Genomic DNA, 17,360 nt, shown 5'->3' with positions numbered 1-17,360 from the left:
CCACTGTTATAAAAGCGTTGTTGTTAAAGTTGACCTGCAGGCGCCAGTACCGGCGCCGCTTCGGGCTTGGCCGGCTTCTTCAGGAACTGTTTGGTAAAAATCTCCCAGGCGATCATCAGCCAAAGAACCAGACAGGGTAGGGCTTTCAAAGCATAAGGCACAGCCAGGTTTTTACGCACCCAGGGCGTCACCACATCGGAGTGGGAGAAGCTCACAAGCAGGATAGCGAAAAACAGGAATATATTATTCGCACGCGTAGCGGGCTGCATTACATACCAGATACAGATAGCCGGTATAGCGATAATGTAAGTCGGTGATTCCGAGCTGCTGCTGAATAACACTGGGAACATCAGCACAGAACACAGTATATACAACCGGTACCGGGAATTGTAGCGGTAGGGCAGTCGTAGGTATTGTGACAGGAAAATCAAAACCGCCGGCACCAGGATGTACATATTATCCAACGCCGGCAGATGAAGCACCCGCTGAATAAACCCTCCGGCGGAAATATTCTGGAAAGTGGTGGTGACAGCCTCATTCAGCGCATTTTTATGCACCAGGGCACCATACCATTCAAAGTAACTGTTGACAACATATTGCGGGCTGGAAAGCAGCATTGGTGCTGCGAACAGTATAGCACCCCACAGGAACAGCCCTCCAATCAGCCGCCTGGGGTTACCGCTGAAAAAGAAGAATGCCAGTCCTACGATACCGTAAATCTTCGTTAAAGTGCCCAGTACTATCAGAAAGGCTGCCAGCATATCCTTGCCTTTCACAATACTGGCGAAGGTGAGAATAATAAAAGCCCCAATGAACTGGTTCATCTGAAACCAGCCACTGGCCCCCATCAGCTCCTGCGTACATAACAGCAGAATGATATTTTGTTGTAATCTGTTCAGCGGCAGCTGGCGGATGGCATAATACAATACGCCGGCGCCGGTCATGGCCCACAACAGCGCGCCTACCTTCGTTTCCAGTCCGGCAAAAGGAGCAATGACCAGGCTGAACACAGGTCCATACAGGTTTACATCGTAGTATTCCTGCGGATACTCGATGTACAGGGGTTGCTGGTGTATCAGGTGAAAGAATACATTCTTGAAAATGAGGAAGTTATTGATATTACCGCGGGATATTTCCGTAATAGCACCAATAAAAGCCAGTCCAAACCAAAGGAACATGATCAACCATTCCTTTTCGCCCAAATAAGTCAGCAGGTTTCGTTTGCTTTGTACAGCTGTGTGATTCATCGTAGGTCTAAATGCTCTATGTGCTGATATGACGCAGCAAAAAGCCGCATCCCCCTATTGGGAGACGGCAATTCTGAAAGTAAGGAAGTAATTAATCTTCAAAAGAAGCCCACTTAGCGGACTGCTGATTAATGGCGGTTACCGCGCCGGCGGTCACCAAAACGGCCGCGGCCACAACAAGAACAAAAAATATTACCATATAGAACCTGGATTTTGCATTCTCCGCAGCAAATATAGGGAATTGGTCACCGGTTTCGCATGGCATTTTTCCGTAAATTAATACCATGAATAAGTATGGCACCACTCATAAGAAACGTACAAGGGCAGCAGAAGATAAAATGACTTTTCGCGAAAGACTGGCCGCCCTCAGCAATATACCTGCATTTTTCCGGATGGTATGGCAGACCAACCGGAGCCTGACGATTGGCAACGGGGTCCTTCGCATTGCGCAATCCGCCATGCCGCTTTCCCTCCTGTATGTTGGTAAACTCATCATCGACGAAGTAGTACTGATCAGTAAAGACCCCGCCCATCATAATACGCACCTGTTATGGCAGCTGGTAGCCCTGGAATTTGGGCTGGCCATCCTTTCAGATGCCCTCAGCCGGGCCATCACCCTTATTGACAGCCTGTTAGGCGACCTGGTAGCCAATCATACCTCTGTGAAGATCATGGAACATGCCGCATCACTGGACCTGGACCAGTTTGAAGATTCCGAGTTTTATGACAAGCTGGAACGTGCCCGTCAACAGACCATTGGCCGTACCATCCTGTTGTCGCAGGTATTCAGCCAGGTGCAGGACCTTATCACCATGGGCTTTCTGGCCGCCGGCCTGATCGTATTTAATCCGTGGCTGATATTGCTCCTGCTTGTCGCTGTCATCCCTGCTTTCCTGAATGAGTCCCACTTTAACCATCTTCATTACCGGCTCACCTGGGGCCAGACATCCGATCGCCGTGAGCTGGACTATATCCGCTACCTTGGCGCCAGCGATGAAACCGCCAAAGAAGTGAAAGTCTTCGACCTGTCTGATTTTTTGATACAGCGCTTTCGTGTGATCTCCGATAAGTTCTACAACGATAAAAAGAACCTCGAATCACGCCATGCCGTCTGGGGCACGCTGTTCGCCCTGCTGGGCAGCGCCGGCTACTATGCCGCCTATGTGATCATCATCCTGCAGACGGTCATCGGCGTCCTGAGCATCGGCAGTCTCGCTTTCCTCGCCGGTTCCTTTCGTCAGCTGCGCACCACCTTCCAGGGCATCCTGATCCGCTTCTCCAGCGTAACACAAGGCGCCATGTACCTGAAAGACCTCTTCGATTTCTTCGAGATACAACCGCAGATGCGCTCACCGCAGCATCCGCGGCCATTTCCACATCCTATCCAACAGGGTTTCACCTTTGAAGACGTAGGCTTCAAATACCATAACTCCGATAAATGGGCTATCCGTCACCTGAACTTTACCCTCCATGCCGGAGAAAAACTGGCCCTGGTAGGAGAAAACGGTGCTGGAAAAACGACGCTGGTCAAGCTGCTGGCACGCCTCTATGACCCCGTAGAAGGCCGTATCCTCCTCGATGGCGTAGACCTGCGGGAATACGATCTCTCCGAACTGCGTACACAGGTAGGCGTTATCTTCCAGGATTATCAACGGTACCAGATGACCGTCTCCCAGAATATCGCCGTCGGCAATATTACCCACAGCCACGACCAGGACCTCATCCAGGACGCCGCGCGGCAAAGTCTTGCTGAACCCCTCATCGCGAAAATGCCGCTTGGCTATGAGCAGATGCTCGGCCGTCGTTTCAATCAGGGCATAGACCTCTCCGGTGGTGAATGGCAGAAAATAGCCCTCGCCCGCGCCTATATGAAAGACGCACAGCTGCTCATACTCGACGAGCCCACCTCCGCCCTGGATGCCCGCGCAGAATACAACGTGTTCCTCCGCTTCGCAGACCTGACCCGTGACAAGACCGCCGTGCTGATATCACACCGGTTCTCTACCGTGCGCATGGCCAACCGTATACTGGTGCTGGAGAAAGGACAACTCGCGGAAATAGGAAGCCATGAAGAACTGCTGGAGAGGAGGGGGAAATATGCTGAGTTGTTTGAATTACAGGCGGCGGGGTATAAGTAGTTATACGTATTTTTTGTTTGGCACCCTAACCTTAAATCAGTCGCGCCACTTCATTTTCAGCTACAGAATTGGTTTTCCACGAAATCAGGATCATTATTTTAATACAAAAAAGCGGTATATTCACTGAGTATTCCATAGGATAATTCTACAGAAAGTTGATTACCAATTTTTGGTATCAGCCAGGATGCTGTACGTAAACAATTAAAAGTTTCACAGCCCGGTGCCATGCTGCTGGAGATGTACCTGGGTATTATTCCCTGGAATACTTTCCGTGACCCTGAGTACCTGGATAAACTACTACTCCCAGGGTATGGCAAGCCACAAAATGCAACATTTAAATAGCAGGCAAATAACTATTCAGCTATGATAGACAAGGAAGTTCTGATAAAGGAAGTTGTAACCGAACAACTTGAAAACATTGACGGTATTTTAAGTACCCTCGAAAAGAAAGGTAAAAGAGAAGGAAGTGAATTGCTTTTACTGTTCTACTTTTTTTCCCCCGAAGAAAATAAGTTAAAAATGCTGGAAAGCCGGCTGCTTAACCTTGGTTTCACAGAAGAAGACCTGTATGAAGACGAAGGCGAATTCTCACTGGATATTGAATATGAGACAAAGTTCAAAAAAAAAGCCATCATAGATATCATTACCACCGTCAGCACGTTGTGTGTGGAGCTTGATGTAGAATTTGACGGTTGGGAAGCGGAGGTATAGATATTATAGAATAAGAGGTGCTTAAAAACACCTCTTATTCATTAGGACACCTACTGTATCTTATACCACGGCAATCCCTGTACTCCTTTCGGATGATGTACCGACGTTTTCACCGCGCTCCCATTGATTTCAAACCAAGGGAAAGAACTGCGTCCGCTAGGGTGGTACACCGTCGGATAAACCTTATCATTGGAGATTTCAAACCAGGGTTGCGTATGCGTTCCGCTGGCATGATGAACAGTAGTGAAGATCTGGTTGTCCCGGATTTCAAATTCGGCCAGACCTTTCCATCCTTCCGGATGATGGAGTGTTCTGTAGATGTACATTGGTGTTACTTTTTGGGTTAAAAACGTGATATAAATTTAAGGGAAAATCGGGAATCAATAGGCAAGAAGAAACAATGGATTTCACATTAATTAAATTAACATACAATTAATGTTATTACTGTTAAAGTATAATAATCAAACTCATTCGAATTAATAAATTTTAAACGTCATTAAATTTATTCCAAGCTCTGATTGACAAATATGAAAACGGATGACACTGTACACTCCGTGTCCGTAATATTCAATTCCACAAGTACTATTAAAACTTCTTTGGCAGTTTAAAAGACCCTCATCTAAAAGCGTTTCAATTCCATCCGGTACGATTAGAGGAACCAATAACAAGATGTCCTGTCACTCAATTAGGCGTGAGTTCAGTGTCCATTTTATTGATCCACGATCTATCATTTCATCTAATACACTCTATATTAAAATAACGTTTATACTATGACGTTATATAATATAAAATTTCTCAAATTACATGAAACGTAGTACCACAAAGTATTACAAATGACAAAACAATCAAACTTCTTATCAGGATTAAAAAAATATTTTGGAGATATTAAAATATTTTCTCCATCTTTGCATCGTTAAAAAAATCATAAACATGCATCCAAAGTATACACATACACAAAAGTTCATCGCGTTAGGCTATATAGGCCGTACGGATTGCGGGGCATGTTATGCTACAGAATAGTTGAATCAACGAATTCGATATAACACAAGCCCTGCAAGAGATTGCAGGGCTTTTTTAATTTATAAAATCATGAAGCAGTCAACACTATATCATATTCATTTTAGTATACAGCCAATAGGCCGTAAGCAGTATTATGCCCCAAAACGACAACGACTTCGGTAAACCCCTGCACGTATCATCGTGCAAAAGTAATCTGAAACCGGTCGTTGCAAAATGACCGGTTTTTTTGTTGCCCCAAAAGTCCGGCCTGTAGCTCAACGGTGAGAGCGGCTGCCTTATACGCAGTGTGGTACTGGTTCAAATCCAGTCTGGCCTACAAGAAAAAACGGGTAAGGTAGTTCAACGGCAGAACATCCGATTGTGGATCGGAGGATCAGGGTTCGATTCCCGCCTTTACCCCTTATGTGAGTGCTGCGATGACGGCGTATCGCAATGGTCTGTAAAACCATCGCCTTCCGGCTTAGCAGGTTCGAATCCTGCCACTCGCACCAGGGCTGTCAGCCTTAAATTCTTCTTTGACAAAGAAGCAAGGACAGTTGTATACGCAAACCAGGCGTGGGTTTCACATAGCCCCGCAGTGCAACGGTAGTAACTGGTTGTATGCTGTTGCGGCATCATTTGTTTCCTGTGTTTTAATCTATGGGTAAGAGGTTCGATTCCTCTCTGATCTGAAAAATCAGTAGCTCATCTGGTAGAGCAATAGAAAACAACGGGTTCGATTCCCACCTCGAAAGAGGTAAGCCGATGGTCAGGCAAAGGACTTGGGATCCTTCAGAAGCGCACATCTTCATTAAAAAGTGCACCATCAAAAAGTCAGGGCTATTTGCCCACGCCATCGCGTCAAAAGGGCGCAACGGCACATCCGGTGGACACCAGCAAACGGCTGTATATATCCGTGTCATTCGTATCACTTTGTTACTTTCCTTCCGCCATAACAGATACGAACACACGAAGTGAAAGCCGTTTCCGTGAAAACGGGAAGGTCACATTTCTCTGGCTTATTATTTCATCCGCCCCAAAAACAAAAAGAAATGAAAAGGGTACTCATCAATGCGTATGAAATTGGTCTCGTCTTCAAAAGAGGCGTATACCAACGCATGCTGAAAGCCGGCAGCTACTGGCTGTTTGGCGAAGATGTGAAAGTGTATGACATCAATACTGCTTTCACCGCACCGGTAGAACTCAACATTCTCCTGCAGGATGCAGCACTCGCCGAGGCGCTGCACGTCATCGACGTAAAAGAAACGGAGATCGTATTGCTGTACGAGAACGGTTTACTGAAAAAAGTGCTTACTACCGGAAGGTACACTTTCTGGAAAAACCTGATCGAATACAAATTCGTAAGGGCCGACATCAGCAAAGTGAACATTACGGAGAATATAGACCGAGCCACGCTGAACCATAAACTGGTAGCGCCTTTCGTAAGGTCCACCGTGGTGGAGAACTACGAAAAGGCAGTGCTGCTGATCGATGGGAAATACGAAATCACCCTCTCTCACGGTACCTACTACTGGTGGAAGAATGATATCCCTGTCCTGGTCAGCAAGGTGGACATGAGACAGCGCCAGCTGGAGATCAACGGACAGGAAATCCTGACCAAAGACAAGGCTGCACTGCGGACCAACGCCTGGGCACAGTACCGGGTAGACAACATCGAAAAAGCGATGCTGCTCAACAAGGACCATGAAAAACAGTTGTATGTCCTTTTCCAGCTGGCACTGCGGGAATACATCGCGGGCCTTGGCTTCGATGAGCTGATGGAGAAAAAAGACGCGCTGTCCACCTTCGTACTGGAGGCTGTCAGCAAAAATGCGGAGGCATTGGGCGTCACCATCACCAGCTTCGGCATCCGGGACATCATCCTGCCGGGCGACGTGAAAGACATCATGAACCAGGTACTGGTAGCGGAGAAAAAAGCGCAGGCCAATATCATCATGAGAAGGGAAGAAACCGCCAGCACCCGCAGCCTGCTCAATACCGCCAAACTGATGGAGGACAATCCCATGCTGTTCAAGCTGAAAGAAATGGAATATGTGGAGAAAATCGCGGAGAAAATCAACAACATCAGCGTTTCCGGCAACGGTGTACTGATAGATCAGCTCCGGCAGCTCTTCATCAGCAAATAAAATCAGAAAAGAGTTAACTTTGCAGTTGACCCTTTTCTAATTTTTTCAACTATGCACGGACGTAACCGAAACGATATTTACCCAGGCCTGGAAGTAGCGATCATCCTTAAAAAAGATCAGCGTACCGGCAAACGCACCTACGGCATCGTTCAGGACATACTCACTTCCGCGCCCTTCCATTCCCGCGGTATTAAAGTCCGCCTGGAAGACGGCCAGGTTGGCCGCGTGGCCGAAATCAATGTCACGGAAGAAGACTGACATTTCCACTACATATATATACCAATTATCAGGTGACAGGGCATTCCCCATCACGCAGAAAAGTCGTACTTTGACGACGTTTCCAGAGTGCGAAATTTACATGCGAAATATAACCACCCTCAATGATGTTCACCAGCAGTTTGCCGAGTACTTCGAAGTGCCGGTACTGAAGCCGTATGCTTACCTGTTGTCTAAAAAGCTCAGTGAGGGACATATCTGCCTCGATCTCGACACCATCAGCGAAGAACAGGAAAATCTGCCAGGATTCTACCAACTCCAGGAAAACGGGGCCGCCACGCTGGCCACCATCCCGCTGGTCGGAAAAAATGGCAACGATTCACAGCCGTTCGTATTGTTTCAAAACAGACTGTACCTGCAACGGTACTACCGCTACGAAACCAGCTTCCTGCAGCATATCAACGACTTCCTCGCGGCCGAGAAAACACTGCTGCCCGAAAGAACAGCGCTGCTGGAGCAACAACAGGAACTGGTCCGGCTACTGTTTCCTGCCGGTAGTAACCTGCGCGACGGCGATGATCCGGCCGACTGGCAGCTGGCAGCAGCCATCACCGGTGTGTTGAATAACTTCACCATCATCACCGGCGGCCCCGGTACAGGTAAAACCACCACCGTGGCCAAACTGCTGGCCATCCTGTACGCTACCGACCCTGCCCTTAAAGTGGCGCTGGCCGCACCTACCGGAAAAGCCGCAGCCAGGATGGCGGAAAGCTTACGGAACACCAATATCCCGGTAGATGCGGCTATTGCGGAGAAATTCCAGGAACTGAGCCCGTCGACTATCCACCGGTTGCTCAAGTCCATCAAAAACAGTCCGTATTTCCGGTATAACAAAAAAAATCCACTCACCTATGATGTTGTCATCATCGATGAGTGCTCTATGATAGATGTGGCCCTCTTCGCTAAACTGCTGGACGCGATCCATCCGCAGACACGCCTCATCCTGCTGGGCGATAAGGACCAGCTGGCCTCCGTAGAGGCAGGCAGCCTGTTCGGAGATCTGTGCCAGGCGCAGGAGAAACTGAACATGTTCTCTCATGAGCGGCTACAGCTGATTAACCGGTTCATCTTCGATGACCAACGTAAAATACCAGCGACACAGGCACAAACAAATTCACGGCACCCGCTGTTTGAACACCTGGTGGAACTGCGCCGCAGTCACCGCTTTACCGGTCACACCGGTATTGGCAAGTTCAGTAAGGCGCTGATCAGGAACGATCAACCGGCTATCCGCAGCTTCTTTGCCGCCGGCGCCGACGATCAGGTGATCATCGACCAATCCTGCGATGTGACTTTGTTCCATAAATTCATCTCGGGATATGAATCGTTCATCAACGAACCAGATACCCGCAACGCCCTCCGTAAGCTCAACGATCAGCGTGTGCTCGTGGCGGTAAGGGAAGGGGCACAAGGCCTCTACGCCATCAACCGCGACATAGAACGATATCTCCATGACCACGGCAAAATCAGGATCACCGCGGAGTTCTACGAAAACCGCCCGATTATTCTTACCCGCAACTATTATGAACACGGGTTGTTTAATGGTGATACCGGCATCATCCGTCCTGATGAGAATGGCGTGCTGATGGCCTGGTTTGAAGACAGCAACGGAGAACTGAAGGGCGTACTGCCCGGTTATCTCACCCTGGCGGAAACAGCTTTTGCGATGACCATTCACAAAAGCCAGGGTTCAGAATTCGGTCAGGTACTGGTAGTGCTCCCGGATGCGGCCGATGTACCCATCCTGACAAGGGAACTGTTATATACCGCGGTCAGTCGCGCACGGAACAAAGTATACGTGCAGGGCTCCGCGGATGTCATCCTCGCCGCTGCAGAACGTTTTGTGGCCAGGGCCTCCGGCATTGCCGCCCGCTTCCTGGCGCAGGCAGCCGATGTCAAAACAGGAAATTAAACATGGCTATATATCTCAAGGTTTCGAATTCGCTCAATAGTCTGGCCAGCGGCCTTTCAGACGACCTGAAGGCCGCCGGCAACGGCGTGTTCCAGCCACATTATATCATCACCCAGACGGAAGGGATGAACAACTGGCTGAAGCTGCAGCTGGCCTATAAAATGGGCATCGCAGCCAACTGCCGGTTCATGAAACCCAATGACCTGCTTTTTCACCTGTACCTGCTGCTGGGCGGCCCCTTCACACAGGTGCTCTCCCCGCAGAACCTGAGCTGGCTGCTGTTTAAACTAATGGGGGAACCTGAGTTTGCAGGGAAGTATCCCGAAGTAGCCACCTATTTCAACGAAGGAGAAGGAGAGAGCGAACTGAAACGCATGGGCCTGGCCGAAAAAGTGGCCGACTTATTCGACCAGTACCAGGTATACCGCCCGGAGATGATCAAAGAGTGGAGCCAGGCCAACCCCGATCTACTAAAAGACGATGAATGGCAAGCCTGGCTCTGGGCCAAGGTGAAAGCCGTTTCCGGCAACGCCCTGCCGGACAAAACACTGGTAGGCAACTATATCCTCGAAACCCTTTTCTATAAAGGGCCGCACGCAGGCCTGTCCACCAAAATGCCGGCAGTGCACCTTTTCGGCCTGTCGATTATCACGGCCTACCACATCAAGATCCTCCATGAGCTGTCATCTTATATAGATATTCACTTTCATATCATCAATCCTGCACCAGTGGTGTATTGGTTTGATGATAAAAGCGAAAAACAACTGGCCCGCTGGCGACAGAAAGGACTGGAAGAACAGAAATCCAGCGATCCGCGTAACGTAGGCAACGCGCTGCTCACCGGCTGGGGCCGCGTGATACAAAACACTTTCGGCCTGTTTTTCCAATACGATGCATTCATTAACGCCTTTGAGGAAATAGGCATCGAAGAACCGATACCAGACTCGCTGCTGCATAAAGTACAACACGATATCTTCAGTGCTGCCACAGATCACCGCCATCTGCTTAGCCTCGAAGATGTACAGGACGGCTCCATTACCATCAATTCCTGCTATACCATTGCCCGGGAAGTGGAGGTGCTTTACAACTACCTCGTTCACCTTGTGGACCAGCGCCAGGAATATCTTTCTCCCCGTGATATTGTAGTCATGGTGAGTGACATTGATGCGTACGCTCCCTACATCAAGGCAGTGTTCAATAACGCACCGTATAAGTTTCGCTACACTATTGCGGATGAAAGTTATACCGACAACGACAACCTCTTCAACGCCCTTTACGCACTGCTGACCATCAATGAAGACAACTTCACCGCAGAGGCGGTGATGCAGCTGCTGGACTTTTCCTATATCCGTAACCGTTTCGGGCTGAATGATCCGGTGCATCTCAGAAGCATCGTAGAAGCAGCCAATATCCGCTTCGGTATCGAAGGAAAAAAATCAGAAGAGACCCATTTTGTCAGTTGGCGTTACGGTATACAACGTATCATGTACGGCATCTGTATGAGCGGGGAAGAAGAATACGGCTACGGCGACGACAGCTTTTTCCCGCTGGACGTGCAGGAAGGCAGCGACGCTCATGAAACCATCCGCTTCTGCCATTTTGCGGAAGTACTAATGGCTGCTATCGAAGAGAGAAAGAAACTCCGCAGTATCGCCGACTGGGTGAAATATACCGAACAGGTAGTCCACAGCCTAGTGTTTGAACAGCAGGAAGAAGTAGATGAAGATTATAACGCGCTGATCAAACAACTGACCGACTACCATTCCCTGAATGACTACATGCAGGAACCGGTAGCCTTTGAAGTGTTCAGCCACAGCCTGCTGCAGGCGTTGACCGGCTCCACCCGCGCCGGCCTGTTCGTCAACGGCGGCATTACCTTCTGTTCGTTGATCCCTATGCGTAGTATTCCTTTTAAAGTAGTAGCGCTCATGGGACTGAACTTCGACAAGTTCCCCCGCCGGGAAATCAAGTCGAGCTTCAACCTGATGGAAAAACAATGGCAGCGCGGAGACCGTAACGTAAAAGAAAACGATAAACACCTTTTCCTCGAAACAGTGTTGTCTGCTCAGCAATATCTCTACATCAGCTATGTAGGCCGCAACGCCAAAGACAATACGCCACTGCCACCTTCCGCACTGGTGGATGAGCTGGTAGACTACATTATCTCCGGCGTAAAAGACGGCGCAGAGAAAGTGCGGGACATGCTGATCACACAACAGCCACTACAGGGTTTCAGCCGCAAATACAGCATGGGCAACGATCGCCTGTACAGTTACCTGAACAGTCACCAGGACACAGGAAAGGCGGTCATCAACCAACAAAAAAAAATCGATCCGATCATTTTCGGGGAAATAAACCTCGACGAGCTGGTCAGCTTCTTCAAGAACCCATTCAAAGCCTATTACAACAAGGTATTGGGCATCTACTATAACGACGAACAAATCCTGCTGAGCGACACGGAGCTGTTCAGCCTCGATAACCTCCAGCAATGGAGCATTAAAAATCAGCTGCTGCCGGTAACGGAAGCGGATAAACGTATTTTACAAAAAAGACTGGTTAAAAAAGGACAGCTGCCACTTAACAATATGGCGTTTGTGGCCATCCAGCAAGTAGAAGAGCGGGTACATCCCGTGCGTACCCTGTATGAAAATGCCACCCAGGGAGCCATTGAGCAGAAAGCCTCTTTTGAAACAACTATCGATGGCACCCTGCTCAAAGGCACCATCAATAACATTTACAATGACCAGCTCATACAAATATCCTGGTCAAAGAACGAGACCAAGTACATGGTAGAAGCCTATGTGCGCTACCTCGCCGGTATTGCCACCGGCACCGTGCAGGGGATGCAGTATATCTCCGGCGCTAAAAAAGAAGCTATTTTTCAGGCAACAAAGATCTCAAAAGAAATGGCGTATAGCCGTTTAAGCGAGTTGATGAAAATATATAAATCAGGATTTGAAAAAATCGTTCCTTTTTACCCTGATTTCGGCACCCAGCCTAAAGATCTTCCGGATCTTGACAGCAAAGCATTTGATGAGCTGGTGGAGAAAAAACTGAATAATTATCAGTTCCCTTGTAACGATAATTATATCCTCCAGGAATATGAAAAAGGATTTTTCAGCGATGAGACAGTACTGGCTGATTACAAAAGATTATGTGAACAGCTTATTGTGCCGCTGGCTGAAATTTTTCCTGAATATTATGAGTAAACGATGACGGAGAACAGATATCAACATTTCGTAGCGACTGAAGTACCACTGGAAGGGAGTAACCTGATAGAAGCCAGTGCCGGCACGGGGAAGACATATTCCATCGCGGTGCTGGTGCTGCGTCTTATCCTGGAAAAACAACTATCGGTGAAAGATATCCTGATGGTGACGTTTACCAAAGCGGCAGTAGCCGAGCTGGAAGACCGTATCCGGCTCTTCATCCGCAAGGCTTATACCGTGAGCTTCGGCAATCCCGTAGATGACGACACTATCGTTCACCTGGTATTGCAGGCTGTTGACCAATGGGGCGCCATTGAAGTCAACCACCGGCTGCGGGATGCCGTGCTGCTGCTAGACGAAACTTCGGTACTCACCATCCATAGCTTCTGCCAGCAAACGCTCAATGAGTTTGCATTTGAGACAGACCAGCTTTTCGGCGCAGAAATGGTTCCCGACACCACACCTATCATCGAAAACGAGCTGAATAAATTCTGGCGCACACATGTCACCACGCTGCACCCTGTCATCCTACAGATGCTGTGGCGCGAAAGCATGCGTACCGATATACAAAAAGTATTACAGGAGCATCTCAGCGGAAAAAAATACCTGGGATACCAACCACGGGAGCGCTATTACATCACCGCTGCCCAACAGCAAAGCTGGCTGGAAGAGCTGGACAATATCCGTCAGCAACAAACTGCTGCAGAAACAGCGCTGCATGATTACATTCTGCAAAACAGGGAAGCGCTGATTGCCGCCTGTAACACCAAGGCCAATGCTAAAAAAGATATCCTGCCGAAGATTGACAATCCTGTTGAATTCGCCGGGATCATCCAAAAAAGAAGGTCTTCCGGTTATATCAAAGAACTTTTTCCGGAGATACTGGAGCTGATAGACGCACAGGATGCTTTCGGGGAGATGATCAGCGAACATATTGATGCCCTTCGCCGTCAACTGAACTGTCTGGCAATCCAGGAAGTCGCCGAAGGCGTAAAAGCCTACAAACAGCATAGCAACATGCTGAACTACGACGACCTGATCAGTCACCTGAACCAGGCTTTAGTTCAAAAAGACAATCCCGGCCTGATAGCCTCGCTGCAAAACAAATATAAAGCCGTGTTTGTGGATGAATTCCAGGACACCGACCGCCAGCAGTATGAAATCTTCAACCGGGCCTTCGGCGAAAACACCATCCTGTTCTACATCGGCGACCCCAAACAAAGTATTTACGCCTGGCGGAAAGCCGACATCTTCACCTACTTCGATGCCCGCAACAGCGTACAGCATCTCTACGATATGAACCATAACTATCGTTCATCGGAGAACCTGATTGCGGCCATGAATGCTTTCTTCAAGCCCACGCCCGGTTTTGATACATTTGAATTTGCCGGTGAGAAAGACAGTATTCAATACATCGATGTGATGGCCCCCGAAGAAAGCAGCAAAGGCTTTCTGTATTACAACGATAGAAAAGAGGTGCCCATCACCATTTTCAATTGTAAAAACAAGGACACCATCGCCGGCGCAGTGGCCGCGCAGGTAGCGCAACTGCTGCTGGACCCGGCATATAAAATCGTTAAAGACAAAACACAGGAAATCACCCCGTCAGATATTGGTATCCTGGTACGTACCGGCAAAGAAGGCCGGGACATCAAACAAAAGCTGGCACAGCTGGGTATTCCGGCAGTGACCATCGACGATACGAAAGTGCTGAATACCGCCGAAGCGCTTGATGTATTGTACCTGCTAGAGGCCATGGAAACGCCTGAGCGTTCCACCATTAACCGGGCACTGTTGTCGCCCTTTACCGGCTTCAGCGTACAGGACATCCTGAACCTCGACGACGAAATAGCGCTTACCCGTTTTGGACACTACCATGCCCTGTGGCAGGAAAACGGCGCCTATACTGCGCTGATGACGTTCATTGCCGACTTTGGCGTACGCGGCGTACTGCTGGGCGACCACTCCAAAAACGGCGAACGCGCCATCACCAATCTCTATCAGCTGGCAGAGCTGGTACACCAGGTACAGAACCGCAAGAACCTCTCTATGCGGGACCTGATTTCCTGGCTGAAACGCGGCATCGACGGTATGCCGGTAGAAGGGGATGAGTACACGCAACGTGTAGAAAGTGATGAAGAAGCCGTGAATATCGTTACCATTCACAAAAGCAAAGGCCTCGATTACCGGATAGTACTGGCACCTTACCTGGATTTCAGGAATGCTGACAGTGATTACCTCAGCTTCCGCGACCCTGACACCGGAGATTATATCAATGCTGAGGCTAAAAGGGTTTCTCCCGAACAAAAAGCGGCGCAGCAACGGCAGCAGGAACAGGAAGACCGCCGGTTGATCTATGTTGCCATCACCCGCGCGGTGTATAAATGTTACCTGTTTAATAACACCAGTAATAACAAGTCTTCGTTCACCAAATTCATGGACGCCTTCCGGCATTACCCGCCGGACCCGTTGCTCATAGAAACAAAAGATACCCTGCCGCAGGAACCGGAACAACGGTACCGCAAAAGCAAGCTGGCGCCCAATCGTAATGCAGGCAATGCGCCGGTGTCTTTCTTTCTCCGGGAGGAGAACTGGCGCAAGATGAGTTACACCATGCTGGCCGCCAAACCGGAGCAGAAGCCCCGTATCCGCAGCGCTCAACAGGAAAACGAATATGATAACTTTATATTCAACACCCTGCGCAAAGGCGCTAAAACGGGGAATCTGCTGCACTTCCTCTTTGAGAACATTAATTTCTCCGATGACAGTCAATGGGAATACTGGGTCAATGAAGCTATCGCCCGTTTTGTACCGGGGCAGGAAGAGCTTTACCTGCCTATGTTACAGGAACTGCTACAGCACGTGATGCACACCCAGATCAAGGTAGGTAAAACGAGTTTCCAACTGGCCTCTGTGGGCAGGAACAAACGCCTCGCCGAACTGGAATTTGACTTCCCGGTGCCGCTGTTCCGCGCCAATATGCTGAATACGCTCTCCGACAACGATCTAACAATAACGGTTAAACGTTTTTCGGAAGACAGGAACCAGGAGCTGGAAGGTATTATGAACGGTAAGATCGACCTGTTTTTCGAACATCATCACCGGTATTACATCCTCGACTGGAAGTCCAACTACCTGGGAGGCCATGTGGAAGACTATGCCCCAGCAGCGCTGGCAGCCGCCATGAACGACAACAACTACCACTTGCAATACCTGATCTATACCGTGGCCGTGAAGAAATACCTGGAAAGCAGACTGCCTGATTTCGACTACCAGAAGCACTTTGGCGGCGTGATCTACTGTTTTGTCCGCGGTATCCGCAACAATGGCAACTATGGCATCTTTACCGCCCGGCCCGACCTTGACACGATCACTTTCATAGAAGACATGCTGACGGCCAAAAGCCACCGGTACTAAAGCAGCTTCAGGTCTTTGGTGATCCTGTCAATTTCTGTATTCAGGTTAGGACCGATAGCGCAGCAGGTTTTGGTAGGCACCCCGCCAAATTCCGTCAGCCCAGAGTCGGTGATCAGGGTGGCATTCAGCCCGTCTTCCACCGCCTGCTGATACACGCGGAGCAATTCTTCTTCCGAATCCACCGACAGACAGATCTTGGTAAACCCTTTGGTGAACCATTCCTGCACTTCTTCCGGATTGCGGAGATGGGTCTGCAAAGTATTTCCTTCTATACTCGCTTCGCGGGTCAAAAAAGCAATAGAGGCGTGGGCTCCCTGCGCAATCATTTTTCCCTTCCGCATGTTCAGGTCTTTGCGCATGACAATAACTTGTTTGACAATTCTCGATGCCATGAAATTTTTTTTTATAATATTACTGTAAATGTAACCCTTATGCGTATACGGACCCTATTACTGCTATTGTTAATACTGCCTTCCACAGTGGCAGCCCAGTCCGGCCCCTCCTCATTACAAAAGGCCTGGGTAGGGCCTGAACTGGCATATGTGGCGTTTGACTCCTCCCATTGTGTATTTGATTTTTTGGGCAGATACCACATAAACATGGTTTACAACATAAAGGGAGATACTTTACACCTACAACCCACCGGGTCTAATATCGGCTATAGAAATACCGGTAACCCTCAGTTTCGGATCAAGCGGCTGACATCAGACAGCCTGGTGCTGGTACCTGTTGATTCCAGCGCTATCAGAATGGTAAAGGGTCAGCCAGTGTTGTATTATAAAAGCCAAACACTCACTGCTACCGATACCATTCGTTTTGACAGCCTGTATTTTAAATCGACTAATTGTTATGGCAAATGTCCGGCGATGGAGTTTCTGGTATATAAAAACAAGCAGATGAAATTTATAGGAGGATATTACGCAGTTAAGACGGGACATTATACGAGTAAGCTATCAGATAGCGCATATAAGCAGCTACAGTATTTACTGAGCATCTCGGCGCTGGACAAGCTAAAAACATGGGAGCAGCGGATATACGATGTTCCAAGATATACCGTGGTGGTATGGTATAATAATAAACGACAGTTTATTAATAACTATGAACTTCCTCTGGTAATGGACCAATTACTGAAGTATTTAATGGACCTGCCGGCCAAGGTTCCTTTACAGAAGAGCGGGCACCCATTCACGTTAGTAAATCCCTGACAGGAAGATAGAGCGGAAGACGGGACTCGAACCCGCTACCTACAGCTTGGGAAGCTGTCGCTCTACCAGGTGAGCTACTTCCGCAGGTATTTACTAAAG

Annotated in this window: 11 protein-coding genes and 4 tRNA genes; 11 read left to right on the top strand and 4 right to left on the bottom strand. The window is 48.7% G+C overall.

Features of this window, described 5'->3' with window-relative positions; genetic code table 11:
* Positions 1–23: 23 nt before the first annotated feature.
* Positions 24–1,247 carry a glycosyltransferase family 87 protein gene (locus tag ACTJJS_RS16015; protein ID WP_440664442.1) on the bottom strand — a complete coding sequence of 408 codons (1,224 nt, stop codon included), beginning with the start codon at positions 1,245–1,247 and terminating at the stop codon, positions 24–26.
* A 284-nt stretch (positions 1,248–1,531) separates the two neighbouring features.
* Here ACTJJS_RS16015 and ACTJJS_RS16010 point away from each other — a divergent pair, with 284 nt between their 5' ends.
* Both ACTJJS_RS16010 and ACTJJS_RS16005 read left to right on the top strand, forming a co-directional pair.
* Positions 1,532–3,385: an ABC transporter ATP-binding protein gene (locus ACTJJS_RS16010; RefSeq protein WP_440664441.1), complete on the top strand. Its 1,854-nt coding sequence runs from the start codon at positions 1,532–1,534 to the stop codon at positions 3,383–3,385.
* A gap of 363 nt (positions 3,386–3,748) precedes the next feature.
* The gene (locus tag ACTJJS_RS16005) at positions 3,749–4,096 is read left to right on the top strand and encodes a ribonuclease E inhibitor RraB (protein ID WP_440664440.1); all 348 of its coding nucleotides are present in this window, start codon (positions 3,749–3,751) and stop codon (positions 4,094–4,096) included.
* Between the two features lie 50 nt (positions 4,097–4,146).
* Here the strand turns inward: ACTJJS_RS16005 and ACTJJS_RS16000 are convergent, their stop codons facing one another.
* Positions 4,147–4,422: a hypothetical protein gene (locus ACTJJS_RS16000; protein WP_168870678.1), complete on the bottom strand. Its 276-nt coding sequence runs from the start codon at positions 4,420–4,422 to the stop codon at positions 4,147–4,149.
* A gap of 937 nt (positions 4,423–5,359) precedes the next feature.
* On the opposite strand from ACTJJS_RS16000, the gene ACTJJS_RS15995 reads away from it, so the two are divergent.
* The 8 genes from ACTJJS_RS15995 to recB all read left to right on the top strand — a co-directional run bounded on the left by ACTJJS_RS15995 (position 5,360) and on the right by recB (position 16,056).
* Positions 5,360–5,432, top strand: a tRNA-Ile gene (locus tag ACTJJS_RS15995).
* 11 nt (positions 5,433–5,443) lie between these two features.
* Positions 5,444–5,516: transfer RNA gene (locus ACTJJS_RS15990), tRNA-His, on the top strand.
* A 4-nt stretch (positions 5,517–5,520) separates the two neighbouring features.
* A tRNA-Tyr gene (locus ACTJJS_RS15985) sits at positions 5,521–5,607 on the top strand.
* Between the two features lie 540 nt (positions 5,608–6,147).
* On the top strand, positions 6,148–7,242 hold the full coding sequence (locus tag ACTJJS_RS15980; RefSeq protein WP_440664439.1) for a slipin family protein: 1,095 nt from the start codon (positions 6,148–6,150) through the stop codon (positions 7,240–7,242).
* Between the two features lie 51 nt (positions 7,243–7,293).
* Entirely contained in the window at positions 7,294–7,500 is a 207-nt protein-coding gene (locus ACTJJS_RS15975) for a YwbE family protein (protein ID WP_078669488.1), read from the top strand.
* Positions 7,501–7,600: 100 nt separating this feature from the next.
* Complete coding sequence (gene recD, locus ACTJJS_RS15970; RefSeq protein ID WP_440664438.1) at positions 7,601–9,430, top strand: exodeoxyribonuclease V subunit alpha; 1,830 nt, start codon at positions 7,601–7,603, stop codon at positions 9,428–9,430.
* Positions 9,431–9,432: 2 nt separating this feature from the next.
* A complete protein-coding gene (gene recC, locus ACTJJS_RS15965) occupies positions 9,433–12,639 on the top strand; it encodes an exodeoxyribonuclease V subunit gamma (protein ID WP_440664437.1) in 3,207 nt (1,068 codons plus the stop codon).
* 3 nt (positions 12,640–12,642) lie between these two features.
* The gene (gene recB, locus ACTJJS_RS15960) at positions 12,643–16,056 is read left to right on the top strand and encodes an exodeoxyribonuclease V subunit beta (RefSeq protein ID WP_440664436.1); all 3,414 of its coding nucleotides are present in this window, start codon (positions 12,643–12,645) and stop codon (positions 16,054–16,056) included.
* On the opposite strand, the gene pth2 is transcribed toward recB, so the two are convergent.
* Positions 16,053–16,448, bottom strand: a complete 396-nt coding sequence (gene pth2, locus ACTJJS_RS15955) for an aminoacyl-tRNA hydrolase (RefSeq protein ID WP_168870682.1) — start codon at positions 16,446–16,448, stop codon at positions 16,053–16,055. The two genes, recB and pth2, sit on opposite strands and share 4 nt — an antisense overlap.
* Positions 16,449–16,487: 39 nt before the next feature.
* Between pth2 and ACTJJS_RS15950 the strand changes: the two genes are divergently transcribed.
* Positions 16,488–17,261, top strand: coding sequence for a DUF6438 domain-containing protein (locus ACTJJS_RS15950; protein ID WP_440664435.1), 774 nt, complete (start codon positions 16,488–16,490; stop codon positions 17,259–17,261).
* A gap of 11 nt (positions 17,262–17,272) precedes the next feature.
* On the opposite strand, the gene ACTJJS_RS15945 is transcribed toward ACTJJS_RS15950, so the two are convergent.
* Positions 17,273–17,345 (bottom strand) — tRNA-Gly (locus tag ACTJJS_RS15945).
* Positions 17,346–17,360: the final 15 nt, after the last annotated feature.

This window comes from Chitinophaga sp. 22308, from assembly GCF_052045305.1.
Lineage (GTDB): Bacteria > Bacteroidota > Bacteroidia > Chitinophagales > Chitinophagaceae > Chitinophaga > Chitinophaga varians_A.
The sequence above is the reverse complement of the archived record's forward strand: the minus strand, read 5'-3'. Positions and strand labels throughout refer to the sequence as shown.